General features: G+C 71.0%; 18 protein-coding genes. 15 read left to right on the plus strand and 3 right to left on the minus strand.

The window, feature by feature from the left end:
• Positions 1 to 82: 82 nt before the first annotated feature.
• From QM517_RS17230 to QM517_RS17240, 3 genes are read left to right on the plus strand one after another with little or no spacing between them, the layout of a single operon-like run.
• Positions 83 to 1,018 carry an ROK family glucokinase gene (locus tag QM517_RS17230; protein WP_278101407.1) on the plus strand — a complete coding sequence of 312 codons (936 nt, stop codon included), beginning with the start codon at positions 83 to 85 and terminating at the stop codon, positions 1,016 to 1,018.
• Between the two features lie 2 nt (positions 1,019 to 1,020).
• On the plus strand, positions 1,021 to 1,734 hold the full coding sequence (locus QM517_RS17235) for a lysophospholipid acyltransferase family protein (RefSeq protein ID WP_077049875.1): 714 nt from the start codon (positions 1,021 to 1,023) through the stop codon (positions 1,732 to 1,734).
• A gap of 9 nt (positions 1,735 to 1,743) precedes the next feature.
• Complete coding sequence (locus tag QM517_RS17240) at positions 1,744 to 3,081, plus strand: class II 3-deoxy-7-phosphoheptulonate synthase (protein WP_077049876.1); 1,338 nt, start codon at positions 1,744 to 1,746, stop codon at positions 3,079 to 3,081.
• A 62-nt stretch (positions 3,082 to 3,143) separates the two neighbouring features.
• Here the strand turns inward: QM517_RS17240 and pknB are convergent, their stop codons facing one another.
• Positions 3,144 to 5,090, minus strand: coding sequence for a Stk1 family PASTA domain-containing Ser/Thr kinase (gene pknB, locus QM517_RS17245; protein ID WP_283289252.1), 1,947 nt, complete (start codon positions 5,088 to 5,090; stop codon positions 3,144 to 3,146).
• Positions 5,091 to 5,144: 54 nt separating this feature from the next.
• The gene (locus QM517_RS17250) at positions 5,145 to 6,149 is read right to left on the minus strand and encodes a LysM peptidoglycan-binding domain-containing protein (protein ID WP_283289253.1); all 1,005 of its coding nucleotides are present in this window, start codon (positions 6,147 to 6,149) and stop codon (positions 5,145 to 5,147) included.
• Between the two features lie 137 nt (positions 6,150 to 6,286).
• On the opposite strand from QM517_RS17250, the gene QM517_RS17255 reads away from it, so the two are divergent.
• Positions 6,287 to 6,631 carry an Rv2175c family DNA-binding protein gene (locus tag QM517_RS17255; protein WP_278101410.1) on the plus strand — a complete coding sequence of 115 codons (345 nt, stop codon included), beginning with the start codon at positions 6,287 to 6,289 and terminating at the stop codon, positions 6,629 to 6,631.
• Between the two features lie 19 nt (positions 6,632 to 6,650).
• Here the strand turns inward: QM517_RS17255 and QM517_RS17260 are convergent, their stop codons facing one another.
• Complete coding sequence (locus QM517_RS17260; protein ID WP_283289257.1) at positions 6,651 to 7,742, minus strand: polyprenyl synthetase family protein; 1,092 nt, start codon at positions 7,740 to 7,742, stop codon at positions 6,651 to 6,653.
• A 64-nt stretch (positions 7,743 to 7,806) separates the two neighbouring features.
• On the opposite strand from QM517_RS17260, the gene QM517_RS17265 reads away from it, so the two are divergent.
• The 11 genes from QM517_RS17265 to murC all read left to right on the plus strand — a co-directional run bounded on the left by QM517_RS17265 (position 7,807) and on the right by murC (position 20,377).
• A complete protein-coding gene (locus QM517_RS17265; RefSeq protein WP_077049881.1) occupies positions 7,807 to 8,193 on the plus strand; it encodes a DUF3040 domain-containing protein in 387 nt (128 codons plus the stop codon).
• Positions 8,194 to 8,492: 299 nt separating this feature from the next.
• Positions 8,493 to 8,924: a division/cell wall cluster transcriptional repressor MraZ gene (gene mraZ / locus QM517_RS17270; protein WP_076490712.1), complete on the plus strand. Its 432-nt coding sequence runs from the start codon at positions 8,493 to 8,495 to the stop codon at positions 8,922 to 8,924.
• Positions 8,925 to 9,020: 96 nt separating this feature from the next.
• The gene (gene rsmH, locus QM517_RS17275; protein WP_077049882.1) at positions 9,021 to 9,974 is read left to right on the plus strand and encodes a 16S rRNA (cytosine(1402)-N(4))-methyltransferase RsmH; all 954 of its coding nucleotides are present in this window, start codon (positions 9,021 to 9,023) and stop codon (positions 9,972 to 9,974) included.
• Positions 9,971 to 10,591, plus strand: a complete 621-nt coding sequence (locus tag QM517_RS17280; protein ID WP_077049883.1) for a hypothetical protein — start codon at positions 9,971 to 9,973, stop codon at positions 10,589 to 10,591. Before rsmH ends, QM517_RS17280 begins: the two co-directional genes overlap by 4 nt.
• 4 nt (positions 10,592 to 10,595) lie before the next feature.
• Positions 10,596 to 12,392, plus strand: a complete 1,797-nt coding sequence (locus QM517_RS17285) for a peptidoglycan D,D-transpeptidase FtsI family protein (protein WP_077049884.1) — start codon at positions 10,596 to 10,598, stop codon at positions 12,390 to 12,392.
• Between the two features lie 52 nt (positions 12,393 to 12,444).
• Positions 12,445 to 13,857, plus strand: a complete 1,413-nt coding sequence (locus QM517_RS17290; protein WP_283289285.1) for a UDP-N-acetylmuramoyl-tripeptide--D-alanyl-D-alanine ligase — start codon at positions 12,445 to 12,447, stop codon at positions 13,855 to 13,857.
• Positions 13,854 to 14,960, plus strand: coding sequence for a phospho-N-acetylmuramoyl-pentapeptide-transferase (gene mraY, locus QM517_RS17295; RefSeq protein ID WP_283289287.1), 1,107 nt, complete (start codon positions 13,854 to 13,856; stop codon positions 14,958 to 14,960). Before QM517_RS17290 ends, mraY begins: the two co-directional genes overlap by 4 nt.
• Positions 14,957 to 16,477, plus strand: coding sequence for a UDP-N-acetylmuramoyl-L-alanine--D-glutamate ligase (gene murD, locus QM517_RS17300; protein ID WP_077049887.1), 1,521 nt, complete (start codon positions 14,957 to 14,959; stop codon positions 16,475 to 16,477). Before mraY ends, murD begins: the two co-directional genes overlap by 4 nt.
• A 17-nt stretch (positions 16,478 to 16,494) precedes the next feature.
• Positions 16,495 to 17,733 carry a putative lipid II flippase FtsW gene (gene ftsW / locus QM517_RS17305; RefSeq protein WP_283289291.1) on the plus strand — a complete coding sequence of 413 codons (1,239 nt, stop codon included), beginning with the start codon at positions 16,495 to 16,497 and terminating at the stop codon, positions 17,731 to 17,733.
• A 56-nt stretch (positions 17,734 to 17,789) separates the two neighbouring features.
• On the plus strand, positions 17,790 to 18,863 hold the full coding sequence (locus QM517_RS17310) for a UDP-N-acetylglucosamine--N-acetylmuramyl-(pentapeptide) pyrophosphoryl-undecaprenol N-acetylglucosamine transferase (protein WP_283289294.1): 1,074 nt from the start codon (positions 17,790 to 17,792) through the stop codon (positions 18,861 to 18,863).
• Positions 18,864 to 18,970: 107 nt separating this feature from the next.
• A complete protein-coding gene (murC, locus tag QM517_RS17315; RefSeq protein ID WP_283289297.1) occupies positions 18,971 to 20,377 on the plus strand; it encodes a UDP-N-acetylmuramate--L-alanine ligase in 1,407 nt (468 codons plus the stop codon).
• Positions 20,378 to 20,380: the final 3 nt, after the last annotated feature.

Consider the following 20,380-nt stretch of genomic DNA (forward strand, 5'->3'; position numbering starts at 1 on the left):
CCCCGGCGGTGTCGGCGCGGTTCCGCGCTGATGACTAGACTGCTGCGGGCCGAGCCGCGGGGCTTGCCGGGAGGGGAGCGCGGTGCGCAACATCGGTATCGACATCGGCGGCACGAAGATCGCCGGGGGCGTGGTCGACGAGGACGGCACGATCGTCGAGAAGCTCCGGGTGGACACCCCTATCGATCCCGCCGCGCTCGTGGATGCCGTCGTCGACATGGCCGATCACCTCCGCCGCTCGTACGAGGTGCACGCCATCGGCGTCGCCGCGGCCGGGTTCATCAGCCGCGACCGCAGCACCGTCATCTACGCCCCGAACATCGACTGGCGCGACGAGCCGTTGCGCGCCCGCCTCGAGGGGCGCCTGGACACGCCGGTGACGATCGAGAACGACGCCAACGCCGCCGGGTGGGGCGAGTACCGTTTCGGCGCCGGTCAGGGCGTCCGCGACATGGTCATGCTCACCATGGGCACGGGCGTCGGCGGGGCCGTCGTCTCCGACGGCGAGCTGTTCCGCGGAGGCCACGGCATCGGCGCCGAGCTCGGCCACCTGCGCTTCGTCCGCGGCGGGCACCCGTGCGGATGCGGACAGAACGGATGCCTCGAGCAGTACGCCTCCGGCCGCGCGCTGCAGCGCGAGGCCAACGCGATCGCCGACGAGGGCGGCATCGGAGCGGCCCTGGCCGCCGTCCGTGCGGAGAAGGGGGCGATCCCAGGACCTGCGGTCTCGCGCCTGGTGCTCGCCGGCGACGCCGGTGCGCTCGAGGCGCTGCGGCGCGTGGCGACGGCCCTCGGCGAGGCGTGCGGTGGTTTCCAGGCGGTCCTCGACCCCGAGCTGTTCGTGATCGGCGGGGGAGTGGCGCAGCTGGGCGCCGACCTGCTCGTGCCGGTGAAGCTCGCGTACGAGACCTCCCTCCCGGGGTACGGTGAACGTCCGGTGGCGGAATTCACGATCGCGCGGCTGGGCAACGACGCCGGTCTCATCGGGGTCGCCGACCTCGCCGGGAAGGAGCGCTGACGATGTTCTACTGGCTCATGAAGTACGTGGTCATCGGACCGGTCATCAAGGCCGTGTTCCGTCCGTGGATCGTGGGCCGACGGAACATCCCCGGCGACGGCGCGGCGATCCTCGCCAGCAACCACCTGTCGTTCTCGGACTCGATCTTCCTCCCGCTCATGATCGACCGGCGCATGGCCTTCCTCGCCAAGAGCGACTACTTCACGGGGCGCGGCCTGAAGGGCTGGGCGACGCGCCTGTTCTTCACGGCGACGGGGCAGCTTCCGATCGACCGCTCGGGCGGCAAGGCCTCCGAGGCCTCGCTGAACACGGGCCTCGGCGTCCTGGGCCGCGGCGAGCTCCTCGGGATCTACCCCGAGGGCACCCGCAGCCCTGACGGCACCCTGTACCGCGGACGCACGGGGATCGCGCGCATGGCGCTCGAGGCGCGCGTGCCCGTCATCCCCGTCGTGATGGTCGACACCGGTGCGGTCATGCCGATCGGCCAGCGCCTGCCGCGCGTCGGACGGGTGGGGATCGTCATCGGCGAACCGCTCGACTTCTCGCGGTTCGAGGGGATGGAGAGCGATCGCTACATCCTCCGCTCGGTCACGGACGAGATCATGGTGGCCCTGCAACGGCTCGGCGAGCAGCGGTACGAGGACGTGTACGCCTCCACGGTGAAGGACCGTCTCGCCAGTGCGCAGGCGGCGAAGGCGCCGTCGGCCCGCCACTAGACTTCAGGGGTGAATCAGCAGCTCCACGACCTCGACCACTGGCGGACCCTGCCCATCAAGCAGCAGCCCCAGTGGTATGACGAGGCCGCGGTGGCCGCGGCATCCGCCGAACTGGCCACCCTTCCGCCGCTCGTCTTCGCCGGCGAAGTCGACATCCTCCGCGACCGTCTGGCCCGGGCCGCCGCCGGCCAGGCCTTCCTCCTCCAGGGCGGTGACTGCGCCGAGACCTTCGCCGGTGCCACCGCGGAGCAGATCCGCAACCGCATCAAGACGGTGCTGCAGATGGCGGTCGTCCTCACCTACGGCGCGTCGATGCCCGTGGTCAAGATGGGCCGGATGGCGGGGCAGTTCGCCAAGCCCCGCTCCAGCGACACCGAGACCCGCGGCGACGTGACCCTCCCCGCCTACCGCGGCGACATCGTCAACGGGTACGACTTCACCGAGGAGTCCCGCAAGGCCGATCCCGCGCGCCTGCTGAAGGGCTACCACACCGCCGCCTCGACGCTGAACCTGATCCGCGCGTTCACGCAGGGCGGCTTCGCCGACCTCCGCGAGGTCCACAGCTGGAACAAGGGCTTCGCGTCCAACCCCGCCAACCAGGCGTACGAGAGCATGGCGGCCGAGATCGACCGTGCGATCAAGTTCATGGAGGCCGCCGGCGCGGACTTCGACGAGCTGACGCGCGTGGAGTTCTACACCGGCCACGAGGGTCTGCTCATGGACTACGAGCGCCCGATGACCCGCATCGACTCGCGTACGGGCCTGGCGTACAACACCTCGTCGCACTTCCAGTGGATCGGCGAGCGCACCCGCGAGCTCGACGGCGCGCACGTCGACTACTTCTCGAAGATCCGCAACCCCATCGGGGTCAAGCTGGGCCCGACGACGACGCCCGAGACGGCGCTCGCCCTCATCGACAAGCTCGACCCCGAGCGCGAGCCCGGTCGGCTCACGTTCATCACGCGCATGGGCGCGGGCAAGATCCGCGATGCCCTGCCGCCGCTGCTCGAGGCCGTGCGCGCGTCGGGCGCGACGCCCCTGTGGGTCACCGACCCGATGCACGGCAACGGCATCACCACGCCGACGGGGTACAAGACGCGGCGCTTCGACGACGTCGTCGACGAGGTGCGCGGGTTCTTCGAGGCGCACCGCTCCGTGGGCACGCACCCCGGTGGCATCCACGTCGAACTCACCGGAGACGACGTCACCGAGTGCCTCGGCGGCTCGGAGCAGATCGACGAGGCCACCCTCGCGACGCGCTACGAGAGCCTGTGCGATCCGCGTCTGAACCACCGTCAGAGCCTCGAGCTCGCGTTCCTCGTGGCCGAGGAGCTCGAGAACCGCTGACCCGGCTGCACGACAGACGCCCCCGATCCGTGTGATCGGGGGCGTTTCTCGTGCGGTGAGGGCTACAGCGTGGGCGTCAGCGTGACGGTGCTGCCCTGTGGCGCGTTCGTTCCCGCCTTGGGGTTGGTCGACCGGACCTTGTAGATGTCCCAGTACTTGAAGCCGAGGGGGAGCGTGCCGTCGTCGATCCCGGCGTTGACCTCGAAGCCGAGGCCCTGCAGCGTGGTGACGGCCTCGCGGATCGTCATCCCGACGACGTTCTCGGGGATCTGCACCGGTCGGGGCCCGATCGACACGCGGAGGGTGACGGTGTCATTCGGGCGCCAGTTGCCGCCGCCGTCGCGATCGCCGATGCCGATGACCGTGCCCGACGGAACGGAGTTGCTGTACTCCTCGGACGTGGTGGTCTGCAGCTGCGCGTCGCTCATCGCCCGCTCGGCCTGCGCGGTGGTGAGCCCCACCACGTCGGGGATCGGGCCCAGCGACGTCACGAGCGCGGCCGCATCGCCCTCGAGCACGGTGCAGCCCTGGGTGCAGTCGATCGCCTCGCCACCGGCGCGCGGGGTGATGCTGACCCCGAGCACGGTTCCCGCCCCCGCGTCCGTGAACTCCGACGTCGTGCCGGACACTCCGACGTAGGCCGACTCGAGGATGCCGTTGACCTCGTCCGTCCCCTTGCCGGCGAGGGCGGGAAGGTCGTGCGAGGCCGGGCCGATCGAGACGAAGACCGTGACCACGGTGCCCTTGTCGAGTCGGACGTCGACCCCGGGGTCGGACCCGACCGTGGTGCCCGCCGGGATCTCCCGATCGTTGACCTCCTGCGCCTGGGCGCCGAGCTGCTCCTGCGTCAGCAGGGCCTCGGCCTGGGCGAAGCTCATCCGCGAGACGTCGGGCACGGCCACGAGCGATCCCGGACCGGACCCGAACCACCACCCGGCGGTCGCGGCGCCGGCGGCGAGCATCAGCACCAGCGCGAAGAGCCAGATGCCGCGCGTGGTGCGGCGACGCGTGCGCTGGCTCAAGCGCGTGGCGTTGTCGACGTCGTCCTGCGGGGTGGACGGCACGACCGCGGTCTGCGGCAGCACCTTGGTCAGTTCGCGGGACTCCTCGGCGCTGGCCGCCACGGTGCCGACGGCGACGGCCCGCGCCACCTGCGGCGCGAGGCCCAACTCCTTCTCGATGTCGCGCAGACGGGCGAGCATCGCTCCCGCGTCCAGCGGGCGCTCGGCGGGCTCGCGCTCGGTGGCCCACAGGACCAGCTCGTCGAGCTGCTCGGGGACTCCCGGGTTCTTCGCGCTCGGGCGCGGAACCGAGTCCGTGGCGTGCTGATACGCGATCTGCATCGGCTGCTCGCCCTTGTAGGGCTGCTCGCCGACGAGCATCTCGTAGAGAACGATGCCGAGCGAGTAGATGTCGCTGCGCGCGTCCGCGGTGCCGCGCGTGACGAGCTCGGGCGCCAGATACGCGATCGTGCCCATCAGCTGCGCACCGCTGGCGGTGTTGGCGGTGGTGGCGCGCGCGAGTCCGAAGTCGCCGATCTTGATCCGGCCGTCCTCGGCCAGCAGGACGTTCTCGGGCTTGACGTCGCGGTGGACGATGCCGGCGCGATGGGCGGCCGCGAGGCCCGAGAGGATGGCATCCATGATCGTCAGGGTCTGATCGACCGTGAGGCGCTTGTGCTCGCGCAGGAGCTCGCGCAGCGTGATCCCGGGCAGGTACTCCATGACGAGGTACGCCATGTCGCCGTCCTGGCCCTGGTCGAAGACGTTGACGACGTGCGGGTCGGACAGTCGCGCAGCCGACCGCGCCTCCTGGATGAAGCGGCTCTGGAACACGGTGTCGTCGCTGAGATGGCCGTGCATGACCTTCAGCGCGACCCGGCGCTCGAGCCGCAGGTCGGTCGCGACGTACACGGTCGCCATGCCGCCGCGCGCGATGCGCGCGCGCACCCGGTACCGGCCGTCGACGAGACGGCCGATCAGCGGGTCGGCCTGCTGACTCGTGCTCACGGGACGAGTCTACGGAGCGCCCCCTGGGAGCCCGGGGAGCGGCTCACCTTCGCATCAGCCGAGAACCGCGATCCAGGCGGTCGCCGGCGACTCCCACTGCGCGTAGCGATCGGGGTACGCCGAGATCTGCACCGCCTGCGCGGCGTCGGCGTAGGCCATGCCCTCCCATCCGGGGATGTCGAGCAGGCCGCGGGTCGCCGAGCCGTTGGGGTCGCCCGAGCCGCCGTAGAAGACGCGCGTCGCGCGTTCGCGGTCGAGGATCTGATCGGGCGCTCCCCAGCCGCTGCTCGGTCGCTGCTGGAACAGGCCCAGCGAGTCGCGGTCGCCCCAGTCGAGGTTGCGGAGCCACGATTCCTGCATGGCGGTGCCGAGGGCGATCGCGATGCCGCGGTCCGAGACGCCCAGCTCCCGGCCGATACGGATGATGAGCCGGGCGTTGTCCGCCTGTTCGGCGTCGAGTCCGGGCGCGGTCGCCGGACCCGCGGATGCCGCGACCCCGGTCGCCGCGGCGGATTCGGCCGAGGGGATCTGGAGCGTCTCGCCCGGGTAGATGATCGACGCGCGGGTCAGGCCGTTCGCCGCCAGGACCGCGTCGATGGAGACGCCGTTGGCGGCGGCGATGGCCGACACGGTGTCGCCCGGGCGCACCTCGTGCGTGCGCCCGCTCGGCGCGGGAGCAGGGGGTGCCTCCGTGGTCGCCGCCGGGGGAGGCGCCGGTGCGGCGGGGACCAGCGCGAGCACCTGTCCCGGCCGGATGATGCTGCCCGCCTCAAGGCCGTTCGCCGCGAGGACGGCGGCGGTGTCCAGCCCGTGCGCGCGGGCGATCGCCCAGACGGTGTCGCCGGGCTGCACGGTGTACGACACCGGGGGCGCTGCGCTCGCGAGGACGGGGGAGCCGAGCGTCGCGGGTGCGGGGGGTACGGCGGACAGGGCGGGCGACGGCGGGGCGGCGTGCGCCGCGTTCTCGCCGGAGAGGGCGAGCGCGATCGTGCCGGCCACGGCTGCGGGCCAGACGGTCAGGCCGCGCGGGCGCGCGGGCAGGGGAGGGAGTCGTCGCATGGTGGGGGATCCGTTCTTCCGACTGCCCGCCACCGTCGCACGCGACGTGACGGATGTCAACGCATGAGGTTGTTGGGACGGGTGTGACGGATGTGGTTCGCGTGCTCGTTCCCGGGCCGGGATGAGATAGTGGCAGGGTGACCGACACGCCCCGCTTCGCGACCGAATGGCTGACCCTTCCCGACCTCGTCGAGGTGCTCGGGGAGCCTCTCGGGCGCGTCCGCCGACTGCTGGACGACAACTACCTGGTGGGCACGCGACGCGACGGCGTCCTGCGGGTGCCGGCGGTGTTCATCGTCGACGGTCGCCCGCTGCCGTCGCTGCGCGGCACGATCATCGTGCTCCACGACGTCGGGTTCGACGCCGACGAGACCATCGACTGGCTCTTCACGCCGGAGGAGACCATCGGAGTCGCTCCGATCGAAGCGCTCCTGGCCGGACGCAAGAGCGAAGTGCGCCGCGTGGCGGCCGCGCTGGCCTGATCCCGATCCGTCGACCGCGTCAGGACGTGCGACGCGTCGCGGCGCGGGCGAGTTCCCGGAGTTCCGCGACGGCTTCCCGGCCCAGGCGCGCCCCGTCGAGAGCGGCTTCGGCCTGACGCTCGTACTCGGCGATGAGCTCCTCGGTGCGTTCGAGCGCACCCGTGTCCACGATCGTCTGCTGCAGGTCGCCGATGCGCCCGGCATCCAGGGTCCGGTCCCCGAGCAGGGCGTCGAGCTGCGCGCGGCGCTCGACGGACAGCGCCTGGCGGGCGTACGCGACGAGGACGGTGCGCTTGCCTTCGCGCAGATCGTCGCCCGAGGGCTTGCCGGTCACCGCGCTGTCGCCGAACACTCCCAGGACGTCGTCGCGCAGCTGGAACGCCATGCCGATGTCGTGCCCGAACCGTCCGAGCGCGTCGAGCTGGGCGTCGTCGGCACCCGCGAGAGCGGCTCCGATCTGCAGCGGTTTCTGGATGCTGTAACGCGCCGACTTGTAGGACGCGACGCGCAGCGCGCGATCGGCGTGGTCGTCGTCGTCGTGGACGGCGTACGCGGACTCCTCCGCGACGTCGAGGAACTGCCCGATCGTGACATCCCGACGCATGTCCGCGTACTGTCGCCGGGTCGCCGGGGCCGTGGCGAGGTCGACGAGGGATTCCTCGAGCAGGTCGTCGCTCCATGCGACGAGCAGGTCGCCCAGCAGGATCGCCGCGGAACGGCCGAATGCCTCGGGATCGCCGGCCCAGTGCGCGTCGACATGGGCGGCCTGCAGGGCACGATGGGCCGCGGGCTGTCCACGCCGCGTGTCCGAATTGTCGATCAGGTCGTCGTGGACGAGGGCCGCCGCCTGGAACACCTCGAGGGCCGCCGCGACTCCGACGGCGGCGGTGTCCGGAGCCGTCGTGGCGCCCGAGGAGACCTCGTCGACGGCACGGCGACCGGTCAGCAGGAAGCGGGCGCGCAGACGCTTGCCGCCCCGAAGCGAAGAGGCCCCGGCGCGGGCCATCTTCTCGGCCTCGGACCCCAGCGCGGAGGCGTACGATATCTGTTCAGACACGAACTTGTCGAGTCGCTGAGAAACGGCTTCGATCGGTTCCGGGGAGGTCGACACGGGCCTAGCCTAGTGATCCACGCCCCGCGTAGAATCGAACGTACTGAGCAATAGAGGGGGACGCATGCCACTCTCCGAACAGGAGCAGCGTCTGCTGGACGAGATGGAACGCCATCTCATGAGTAACGACGCCGACGTCGTCACCGCTCCGAGTCGCGCGCTCAGTTATCGCAACATCGTCCTCGGGTCGATCCTCGTGCTCGCCGGTCTCGGCGCCCTCATCGCGGGCGTCTCGATCGGATTCAACACGGGCGTCCTCGGTATCGCGGTGGGTGTGGTCGGCTTCCTGGTGATGGTCGGCGGCGTGGTCTTCGCCGTCACCCCCACGCGCAGCTCCTCGCGACTCCCGTCGGCCCGCGCCGCCTCGGGTGCGCGTGCCCCCCGCGCGTCCGGTGCCTCCTTCATGGATCGCATGAACGATCGGTGGGACCGCCGCAACGAAGGGCACTGACCCTCCTCCTCGCTTCACCTGAACACCGGCTCTTCGGAGCCGGTGTTTTTTTGCGTCCGCGGTGACCGCCGCGAGCGGCGTGAGAATCGCTCCCTTTCCCTCCACGCGGGGGCCCGCTCGTGTCGCGCGCGATCGGATGCCGCGGATCGACGCAGATGTCGGACCCCGCCGTCGAGCGGGGCAAGACCATACACGTCATGGATTCCCCGCGGAAGACCCGCATTTTGATGGCGAAGTGGAGGGCAGTGGAGTAAAGTGGGGGAAACTTCGCAGGCCGGACGAAGGGGGTGGACGCCCGAATGCTGCTCGGCACGCACACTCCCAAGCTCGACGACAAAGGGCGCGTCATCCTGCCCGCGAAGTTCCGTGACGATCTCGGAGCCGGAGTGGTGATCACCCGGGGGCAGGACCGCTGCCTCTACGTGTTCAGCACCGAGGAGTTCGAGCGCGTGCACGAGCGGATCCGCGAGGCTCCGCTCAGCAACAAGCAGGCCCGCGACTTCCTGCGCATGTTCCTCTCCGGGGCCAGCGCGGAGAAGCCCGACGGGCAGAACCGCATCACCGTCCCCCCGGCGCTGCGCGCGTACGCCGGCCTCGATCGGGAATTGGTCGTCACCGGTGTCGGCGCCCACGCCGAGATCTGGGACGCCACGGCCTGGAACGCCTACGCCGAGAGCAATGAAGAGACCTACGCCGAGATGGAGCAGGAGGTGATCCCGGGACTGTTCTGATCGCGGGCTGTGATTCCCAGCCGCACGCCCTGACGCACTTCCCCGGCGCCAGGTCGAGCGGATGGGGATCAGAGCCCGCGACCTCCCCCCGTCATCATGGACATCCGCGACATTCACACCCCCGTCCTGCTCGAGCGCTGCGCCGAGCTGCTCGGCCCGGCCCTCCAGCGCGAGGGAGCCGTCTTCGTCGATGCCACCCTCGGTATGGGCGGCCACTCCGAAGCGTTCCTCGAGCGGTTCCCGACCGCCCGTCTGATCGGCCTGGACCGCGACACCGACGCCCTGCGCATCGCGGGGGAGCGGCTGGCCCGGTTCGAAGGCCGTACGACGTTCGTGCACACCGTCTACGACGGCATCGCGGATGCCGTGGCCTCGGCGGGCGTCGACAAGGTCGACGGCATCCTGTTCGACCTGGGGGTGTCCTCGCTCCAGCTCGACGAAGCCGCGCGCGGGTTCGCCTACGCGCAGGACGCCCCGCTGGACATGCGCATGGACCAGACCTCCGGCGTCACCGCCGCCGAGGTGCTCGCGACGTACGGCGAGGGCGACCTCCGCCGCATCTTCGAGCGCTACGGGGAAGAGAAACTGGCGGGGCGCTACGCCCGGGCGATCATCGCCGCGCGGCAGCAGGCGCCGCTGGAGCGTTCGGGCCAGTTGGTCGACGTGCTCCAGGCGGCGACGCCGGCCGCGGTGCTGCGGGAACGGCATCCCGCCAAACGCGTCTTCCAGGCCCTGCGCATCGAGGTCAACGCCGAACTGTCGGTGCTCGAACGCGCGATCCCGGCGGCCCTGAGCGTCCTCGGCGTCGGGGGGCGCATCGTCGTGCTGTCCTACCAGTCGCTCGAGGACCGCCTGGTCAAGCGGGTGTTCGCCGAGGCGTCGGCATCCACCGCTCCTCGCGGCCTGCCGGTCGAACTCCCCGAGCACGCCCCCAAGTTCCGGCTGCTCGTGCGCGGCGCCGAACTCGCCGGCGATGAAGAACGCGCCGCCAACCCGCGTGCCACCCCCGTGCGTCTGCGTGCGGCCGAGAGGATCCAGGAGGACGCATGAGCGCTCCCCAGACCATCGACGCGGCGTTCCTTCCGGAGTTCCCCGTCCCCGTCCGCGAGCCCCGACGGCTCCACGCGGTCGACGCGCCCGCGCGTCGACGTGTGCCGCGACGCGCCTTCGGCGTCATCGCGGTGCTCGGCGCGGTCCTGATCGCGCTCGTGCAGATGGGGCTGTCGATCCTCACCACGCAGAGCTCGTTCGAGATCTCGTCGCTCACCCAGCAGCAGCGGGACCTCACATACCAGAAGCAGATCCTCTACGACGAGGTCGCCGGGCTGAACTCGCCCCAGTACCTCGCCGCGAACGCCGCCGCGCTCGGGATGGTGATCGACGAGACGCCGACCTACCTGCGACTGAGCGACGGTGCCGTCATCGGCGCCGGCAAGCCCGCCGAGGGCGCGTCCTCCGTGGACGCCATCGGTCGCGGGTCCGTTCGCAACGCCCTCATCGCGGGGGTCCCCCTCGTGACCGACCCGCAGCAGGCCGCGGGGCCCGCGACCGACGCCACGACCGACGCCACGACCGCCGACGCGGCCACCGATGCGACGGCTCCGGCGACCGGATCCGCGACACCCCCGCCGATCAGCGACGGTCTGCCGACGCCCGCGACACGATAAGCCCATGACGACGACGCTTTCCCGCTCCCCGCGACGTCGCACGGTGGTGGCCCTCTCGGTCGTGCTGATCGTGCTCATCGCCTTCGTCGTCCGACTGGTCGACATCCAGGTCGTGAACGCCCGCGAGCACGTGGACGAATCGCTGGCCATGGGCCTGCAGAACTCCCGCGTCGAGTACGCCTCGCGGGGGTCCATCGTCGACGAGAACGGCGTCACGCTCGCGTCGAGCGTGCACCGCTACGACGTCCAGGTCGACCCGATGCTCGCCGCTCAGGGGCTGGTCTCCCGCGACGACGACGGCACGACCCGCGTCGAGGCCACGTGGCCCGACCTGGCCGCGAAGATCGCCGACGTCCTCGGTGAGGATCCCGCGGCGGTCGAGAAGGTCGTGACGGATGCCGTGGCCGCCGACCCCGCCTCGCGCTACGCGATCATCGCGAAGGACGTCTCCACCGAGCAGTACCGAGGTCTCGCCGACCTCGGGCTGCCGTTCCTGGTGTTCCCGCCCAAGGCGGGGCGGGTGTATCCCGACGGCGCGGTCGGCGGCAACCTGCTCGGGTTCGTCGGCGGCGACGGGCAGGCGCTCGCCGGGCTCGAACTCGCCGACGATTCCTGCCTCGCCTCCCAGGACGGCAAGGTCGTGTTCCAGCAGGGCCGCGACGGCGTCGTGCTGCCCGGCACCGAGGTGCAGACCGAGCCCGCCGTCGACGGCGGAACCCTCAAGCTCACGATCGACCGCGATCTGCAGTGGTACATGGGCCAGCTCATCGCCGAGCAGGTGCAGAACACCGGCGCGGTCCGCGGCGCGATCACCGTCGTCGAGGCCAAGACGGGCAAGGTCCGGGCCCTCGCCGAGTACCCGACCGTCGACCCCAACGATCCGACCGCGACTCCTGAGGACGAGCGCGGCAGCTGGACGTTCACCGATCCCGTCGAGCCGGGCTCGACGTTCAAGGCGCTCACCGCGGCGATCGGACTGGACAGCGGGTCGTTCGCCGAGGGGACCACCGTCACGGCATCCTCGAGCGAGACGCTCCGCGGCGGCGCCCGGGTCACCGACGCCTTCGCGCACGGCGCGAACAACTACACCCTGACCGGCGTGCTCATCGACTCCTCGAACGTCGGCATCTCCAAGTTCGCCGAGATGATCCCCGCCCAGACGCGCTTCGACTACCTGCAGAAGTTCGGCATCGGCTCGACCACGGCGATCGACTTCCCGGGCGAGTCCGCCGGCATCCTGCATCCCGTGGGCGACTGGGGTGACCAGACGTTCTACAACACCGCGTTCGGTCAGGGCCTCGCCGTGACCATCCCGCAGCTCGTCAGCGCCTACCAGACGATTGCGAACGGGGGAGTGCGCGTGCCGCTCTCGCTCGTGGAGAGCTGCACGGCCGCGGACGGCACCGTCACCGACGTGCCCTCGACCGAGGGCCAGCGCGTCGTGTCGGCCGACACCGCCACGAAGGTGTCGCAGATGCTCGAGAACGTCGCGACGCAGGGCACCCTCGCGTCCCAGGTGAGCATCCCCGGGTACCGCGTCGCGATCAAGACCGGTACCGGTGAGAAGACCGACCCCGCCACCGGTGCGTACAAGCCCGACGCCTACTTCACCACCATGATCGGCTTCGCGCCCGCCGACGACCCGCAGTACATCGTCTCGGTCAACCTCGACGAACCGCGGACGGTAAAGTCGTCTGCGGCCACGGCCCCCGCCTTCCAGAAGGCACTCACCCAGGTGCTCAAGAACTACCGGGTGATCCCGTCCGGAACCACTTCCCCCGAACTGCCCAAGTTCGGCTGACACGCCGGATGCCGGTCTCCTCCCGACACGGAAAGGGCGTCCGTACACAGCAATGATCTCCACCAGCCTCTCCCACATCGCCTCCGTGCTCGGCGGCCGCCTCGTACTCCGCGGCGACGACACCCCCGAGACCACCGTCAGCGGACTGGTCGACACCGATTCGCGGCTCATCGAGCCCGGCGGGATCTTCGTCGCCAAGCCCGGCGAGACCACCGACGGCCACCTCTTCGTCCCCGCCGCGATCGAGCGGGGCGCGGTGCTGGCCCTGGTCGAACGCGAGCTCGACGAGCCGGTCAGCCAGGTCGTCGTGCCGGATGTCGTCGAGGCCCTGGGCGAGCTCGCCCGCGACGTCGTCGCGCGCGTGCGCGCCACAGGGAACCTCCGCATCGTCGGCATCACCGGCTCCAACGGCAAGACGACGACGAAGAACCTCCTCGCGCGCATCCTCGAGGACGAGGGATCCACCGTCGCTCCGCGCGCCTCGTTCAACAACGAGGTCGGCGCGCCGTTGACGATGCTGCGCGTCACCGACGACACGCGCTTCCTCGTGAGCGAGTTCGGTGCGAGCGCTCCGGGCGCCATCGCCCGGCTCGCCGGTCTCGTCACCCCCGACATCGGGGTGGTGCTCATGGTGGGCATGGCGCACGCCGGCGGCTTCGGCGGGATCGAATCGACCTTCCACGCCAAGAGCGAACTCGTGCGCGCGACCCGCGAGGGCGGACTCGCCGTGCTCAACGCGGACGATCCGCGCGTCGCCGCGATGGAGCCCCTCGCCCGCGAACGCGGCCAGGAGGTGCGCTGGTTCGGTCGGGGCGAGCGGGCTCAGGCGCGTGCCCTCGACGTCGAGGTCTCGGCATCCGGCACGCGCGCTCAGCTGGTCGTCGACGGCGAGGAGCACACGCTCGAGCTGCGGGTCCTGGGCGAGCACCACGTCATGAACGCCCTCGCCGCGATCGCCGCCGCCACGGCGCTGGGCGTCACGGCGGAGGAGGCGATCGCGCGCCTGTCGACCGTCGAGCTCGCCGAGCGGTGGCGCATGCAGCCCCTCGGGTCCGATCGCGTACGCATCATCAACGACGCCTACAACGCCAGCCCAGACTCGATGTCCGCGGCTCTGCGCACGCTCGCCCAGATCACCGGGCCCGATGAGCGCACGGTCGCGGTGCTCGGCGCGATGAGCGAGCTCGGCGAGTACGCCGACGAGGAGCACGACCGCGTCGGTCTGCTGGCGGTGCGTCTGCGCATCCAGCGGATCGTCGTCATCGGACAGGACGCTCGACGCATGTACCTCGAGGCGATCGCCCAGGGATCCTGGGACGGCGAGGCCGTCTTCTTCGCGGATGCCGACGCGGCCTACGACTACCTCCGGGACGAGCTCCGCGACGGCGATCGCGTGCTGGTGAAGTCCTCCAACTCCGCAGGGCTCCGGTTCCTCGGCGACCGTCTGGGAGAATCGTTCGCGTGAGATCACTTCTGACATCGGCGGGGATCTCTCTGGCCTTCACGCTCTTCCTCACTCCGGTGTTCCTGCGGGGCTTCCGGAAGTGGGGCTGGGGACAGGTCATCCGCACGCCCGAGAACGTGCACAACCCCTCGCACGGGGCCAAGCGTGGAACGCCCACGATGGGCGGCACGATCTTCATCCTCGGCACCATCATCGGCTACCTCATCGGGGCGTACGCGGGCAACAACCCGCCGACCGTGTCGGGCCTGCTGGTGCTGTGGCTCATGCTGGGCTTCGGAGTCGTCGGATTCATCGACGACTACATGAAGGTCCGGTTCCAGAACAGCCTGGGGCTCTCGGGGTGGCGCAAGATCGCCGGGCAGGTCATCGTCACCGTCCCTTTCGCGATCGTCGCCCTCAACTTCCCCAACGCCTTCGGGCAGACGCCCGCGTCGCAGTACGTCTCGATCTTCCGTGACATCCAGGTGCTCTCGCTCTTCGCGCTGGGTCCGATCGTCGGATGGCTGCTGTACCTGGCGTGGATCTCGCTCATCGGCACTGCGGCATCCAATTCGGTCAACGTGGCCGACGGACTCGACGGTCTCGCCGCCGGCTCGGGCATCTTCGTCGTGGGCGCATACAGCCTCATGGCCTTCTGGCAGAACAAGCAGATGTGCGCCGATGTGCTCGAACCCGCCGTTCAGGCCGGATGCTATGCCGTCCGCGATCCGTTCGACCTCGCGATCGTCTCGGCCTCGTTCGTCGGCGCGCTCGTCGGATTCCTGTGGTGGAACGCTCCCAAGGCGAAGGTCTTCATGGGCGACTGCGGCTCGATGGCGATCGGCGGCGTGATCGCCGCGATGGCGATCCTGACGCGCACCGAGCTGCTGCTCGTCCTCATCGCCGGTGTGTACGTGATCGCCTCCGGATCGGTGATCCTGCAGCGCATCTACTTCAAGATCACGCGCGGGAAGCGGCTCTTCCTCATGAGTCCGCTGCACCACCACCTCGAGATGCGCGGGTGGCCCGAGGTGACGATCGTCGTGCGCATGTGGATCATCGCGGGCCTGCTCGCCGTGTCGGGCGTCGGCTTCTTCTACGTCGAATGGCTGGCCCGGGTATGAGCGCCGAGCGGGTGGCATCCCTGCACAGCTGGTACGCCGAGTGGCGGGGCCTGAAGGTCGCCGTGCTGGGCCTGTCGGTGACCGGTTTCTCCGCCGCGGACACGCTCGCGGAGCTCGGCGCCGACGTGCTCGTCGTCACGGAGAAGGCCGACCCTGAGTACGCGCGCCTGCTGCCCGTCATCGGCGCGGAACTGCACGTGGGTCCGCTTCGCACCGTGCCGGACGCGCTCGCGGGCTTCGGGCCCGATGTCGTCCTCGCTTCGCCCGGCTTCCCCCCGTCGCACCCGCTCATCGTCTGGGCGCAGGAGAGCGGCATCCCCGTGTGGGGCGACGTCGAGCTGGCGTGGCGCGTGCGCGACAAGGTCGTGCGGCCCGACGGGCGTCCGGCGGACTGGGTCCTGATCACGGGGACCAACGGCAAGACCACGACCACGCGGTTGACGGCCGAGATGCTCGTCGCCGGGGGGCTGCGGGCCGTCCCGGTCGGCAACATCGGCACGCCCGTGCTCGACGCGATCCGCGACCCCGCGGGGTTCGACGTGCTCGTCGTGGAGCTCTCGAGTCATCAGCTCTGGTACCTCAACCTCCAGTCCGGGCCCGAGGCGCTGTCGCCGCACGCCGCGGTCTGCCTCAACCTCGCCGACGATCACCTCGAGTGGCACGGCAGCTTCGCGGCGTACCGCGACGCCAAGGCCGGTGTGTACGCCCGCACGCGCGTCGCCTGCGTCTACAACAAGGCCGACGTCGCCACCCGCGAGATGGTCGAGGAGGCCGAGGTGGTGGAAGGGGCGCGAGCCATCGGGTTCGACCTCGGCGTCCCGGGTCCGAGCGACCTCGGCGTCGTCGACGGCATTCTGGTCGACCGCGCATTCCTCGAGGAGCGTGCGACCTCGGCGCTCGAACTGACGACGGTCGCGGACCTGGCCGAGCAGGGGCTCTCCGCCCCGCACGTCGTGTCGAACATCCTCGCGGCGTCCGCGCTCGCCCGATCCCTCGGTGTGGCTCCCGCCGACATCCACGACGCCCTGGACCGCTTCCGGCTGGATCCCCACCGCATCCAGGTCGTCGCGGCGCATCGCGGTGTCACGTGGGTCGACGACTCCAAGGCGACGAACCCGCACGCCGCGGGGTCGTCGCTCGCGGCGTACCCCGGTGCGGTGTGGGTCGTCGGCGGGCTGCTGAAGGGCGTCGACGTCGCCGACCTCGTGCGGGCGCGCGGGGCGGGTACGCGCGCCGCGATCGTGATCGGCACGGAGCGGGGCGAGATCGTCGCCGCGTTCGAGCGACACGCGCCCGCGGTTCCGCTGTTCGAGGTGGACCACACCGAGACTGAAGACGTCATGGCACGGGTCGTCGAACTGGCGGCCGACGTGGCCCGGGACGGAGACACCGTGCTCCTGGCTCCCGCGGCGGCGTCGTTCGATCAGTTCGCCTCCTACTCCGACCGCGGCGAGCGTTTCGCTCGGGCGGTGCGGGAGTGGATCGCGGGCCAGGACGAGGGATCGGCCCGAACGTAGGACGAGGGGAACACCGCGTGACCACCACCGCACCCCCGCCCCGTCAGGCACCCGAGGACGAACCCGCCCGCAAGGGACTGGCCGCACGCGTCTCCCTCGGGCGGGCGTTCCAGCCGGTGCCGAGCGAATTCCTGCTCATCGCCTCCGCGGCGCTGCTGCTCACCGGATTCGGACTGGTGATGGTGCTGTCCGCGACCTCCGCGCTCGACGGGGGTCAGAACCCTTTCGACCACGTCCTCAAGCAGGGCATCTTCGCGGTCGTCGGCATCCCGCTCATGTTCGTCCTCAGCCGCGCCCCGATGCAGTTCTGGAAACGCATCGCCTGGCCGACGCTGATCCTGGCCACGATGTTCCAGCTGCTGGTGTACGTCCCCGGGCTCGGCATCGCCTCGTACGGAAACCGCAACTGGGTGCAGATCGCCGGGTTCCAGTTCCAGCCGGCCGAGTTCCTCAAGCTCGCCCTGGCGTTGTGGATGGGCGCGGTGCTCTATCGCAAGCGCCGCCTGCTGACCTCGTGGAAGCACGTGTTCATCCCCGTCGTGCCCGTTGCTGTGCTCGTCATCGGCACCGTGCTCGGTGGGAAAGACCTCGGCACCGTGATGATCCTCGTGCTCGTGGTGCTCGGGGCGCTGTTCTTCGCGGGGATCAAGCTGCGCATGTTCATCGTCCCCGCGGTGCTGTCGGTCGTCGTGGTCCTCGCCTCCGCGTTCGGCAGCGAGAACCGCATGGCGCGCATCGCCAGCCTCTTCGACCCGGACGACGCCTCCTGCTACTACACGTCCTGCTATCAGTCGCTCCACGGCGTGTGGGGTCTGGCCAGCGGCGGAGTGCTGGGTCTGGGCCTGGGCAACTCGAAAGAGAAGTACGACTGGCTTCCCGCGGCCGCGAACGACTACATCTTCGCGATCATCGGCGAGGAGCTCGGGCTCATCGGATGCCTCGTCGTGCTGACCCTGTTCGCGTTGTTCGCCGTCGGCGCGTTCCACATCATCCGTCGTACCGACGACTCCTTCGTCCGGATCGTGGCCGGCGCGATCACGCTGTGGATCGTCGGCCAGGCTCTGGTGAACATCGGCGTGGTCCTGCGCATCTTCCCGGTGCTGGGCGTGCCCCTGCCGTTCATGTCGCAGGGCGGCACGTCGCTGCTGTCCGTGCTCATCGCGTGCGGTGTGCTGCTCTCGTGCGCCCGGACGCTGCCCGACCGCCGCGCGATGCCGACGCCCCCCGCGCGGACGCCCGCGCGGCGCCGCCGCTGAGTTCTGCGCCGCTCGTGCGGTGCGACCGGTGGCGTCCCGCTGGTTAGGGTCGAAGGGTGACGACCACGCTTCTGGCCGGCGGCGGGACCGCCGGCCATGTGAACCCCCTGCTCGCCGTGGCCGACGGACTCCGCGCCCGTGATCCCGACGGCGAGGTGCTCGTGCTCGGCACCCGCGAGGGGCTCGAGGCGCGCCTCGTCCCGTTGCGCGGGTACGAGCTCCTCTTCGTCGACAAGGTGCCGTTCCCGCGTCGGCCCGACCGCGCGGCCGCGGCCTTCCCCTCCCGTTTCCGCCGCGCGACCGCGCAGGTGCGGCGAGTCATCCGCGAGCGCGGCGTCGACGCCGTCGTCGGTTTCGGCGGCTACGCGTCGGCGCCGGCGTACGTGGCGGCGCGCTGGGAGCGCATCCCGTTCGTCGTGCACGAGGCCAACGCGCGCCCCGGGCTCGCGAACGTGCTGGGCGCCCGGGCGGCGGCCGGGGTGGGGGTGGCGTTCGAGGGGACGCCGTTGCGCGGCGCGCGCGTCGTCGGCATGCCGCTCCGCCGCGAGATCGTCGACCTCGACCGCGCTGCCCGGCGTGGCGAGGCGGCCGCGCACTTCGGACTGGATGCCACGGCCCCCACGCTCCTCGTCTTCGGCGGGTCGCTCGGGGCGCAGCGCCTGAACGAGGCGTTCGGCGGGGCGTGGCGCGATGTGCTCGACGCCGGCTGGCAGCTGCTGCACGTCACCGGCGAGAAGTCCGACCTCGCCGATCCGGGCGTGCCCGGCTACGCGCTCGTGCGCTACGTCGACCGCATGGATCTCGCGTTCGCCCTCGCGGATTTCATCGTGTCCCGTTCTGGTGCGGCCACGGTGAGCGAGATCAGTGCCCTCGGGATCCCCGCCGTCTACGTGCCGTACGCGGTCGGCAACGGCGAGCAGAGCCTGAACGCCGCGGCCGCCGTGCGCGCGGGCGCCGCACGCCTCATCCCCGACGCGGAGTTCACCGCCGACCGTGTCCGGGCCGAGATCGTCCCGCTCCTCCGCGACGGCGACCGGCGGGATGCCATGCGCGCCGCTGCGGCGCGGACGGGGACGCGCGCGGGCACCGAGAACGTCATCGCCCTCCTCGACGCCGCCCTCGCCCGCTGACCCTCGCCCGCCGGCGCCGCCGCATCCGGGACGCCGGCCGCGGAGGCCCTGACCCCCGGGCGCGCCGGGGCCGAGCCGTCGCCCACGCGACGTAGGATCGCAAGGTCATGATCAGACCCGACCTGAGCCTCCCCATCCCCGAGTCCATCACCTCCGCGCACTTCATCGGAGTGGGCGGCTCGGGCATGTCCGGGCTCGCGCGCATGTTCCTCGACCGCGGCATCCGGGTCTCCGGCTCCGACCGCGCCGACAGTGCGGCGTTGCGCGATCTCGCCGCCCGCGGCGCGACGGTCCACGTCGGGCACGACGCCGCCCACCTCGGCGACGCCGACACGGTCGTGCACACCGGTGCCATCTGGCCCGAGAACCCCGAGTTCGTCACGGCGAAGCAGCGCGGACTGCACGTCATCCACCGCTCGCAGGCGCTGCACTGGCTCATCGGCGGGCGTCGCCTCGTCTCGGTGGCGGGCGCGCACGGCAAGACCACCTCGACCGGCATGATCGTGACCGCGCTGCGCGCGCTCGACGTCGACCCGACGTTCGTCAACGGCGGGGTCATCGCCGACCTCGGCGCCTCCAGCGGCACCGGCTCCGACGAACTGTTCGTGATCGAGGCCGACGAGTCCGACGGCACCTTCCTGCTGTACGACACCTCCGTGGCGCTCATCACCAACGTCGACCCCGACCACCTCGACCACTACGGCTCGCGCGAAGCCTTCGACGCCGCGTTCGCCCGCTTCGCCGACGCGGCCCGTGAAGCGGTCGTCATCTCGGCCGACGACGCCGGCGCCCGGGCGGTGCGCGAACGCATCACCCACCCGAACGTCGTCACCTTCGGCGAGGATGCCGCGGCCGACGTGCGGCTGACCGACGTCCGCACCGACGGGCCGGTGTCGTTCACCGTGTCCGCGGGCGAGGAGAGCGCCGACGTGCGTCTGCGGGTGCCCGGGGCGCACAACGCGGTGAACGCGGCCGGCGCGGTCGCCGTGCTCACCGTGCTCGGCTACGGTCTCGCGGACGCCGCGAAGGCCGTGGAGGGGTTCGGCGGCACCGTCCGCCGCTTCGAACTGCACGGTGTCCAGCGCGGGGTGAGCGTCTACGACGACTACGCCCACCATCCCACCGAGGTCGCGGCGGCGCTGTCGGCGGCGCGGACGGTCGTCGGTGACGGGCGCATCATCGCGATCCAGCAGCCGCACACGTACTCCCGCACGCAGGAGATGTACCGCGAGTTCGCGGAGGTGCTCGAATCCCTCGCGGACCACACGGTCATGCTCGACGTGTACGGCGCGCGCGAAGACCCCGTGCCGGGCGTGACGGGGGAGCTCGTCAGCGGCGCGTTCGCCGATCCCGCGCACGTGCACTACGTGCCCGACTGGCAGAGCGCCGCGGAGTACACCGCGGCCATCGCCCGACCCGGCGACTACGTCATCACCCTCGGGTGCGGCAACGTGTACCAGATCATCCCGCAGGTGCTCGAGGCGCTTTCCCGCACCGAGGCCGCGGCGGTCTGAGCC

Source organism: Microbacterium sp. IEGM 1404 (assembly GCF_030056775.1).
Taxonomy (GTDB): Bacteria; Actinomycetota; Actinomycetes; order Actinomycetales; family Microbacteriaceae; genus Microbacterium.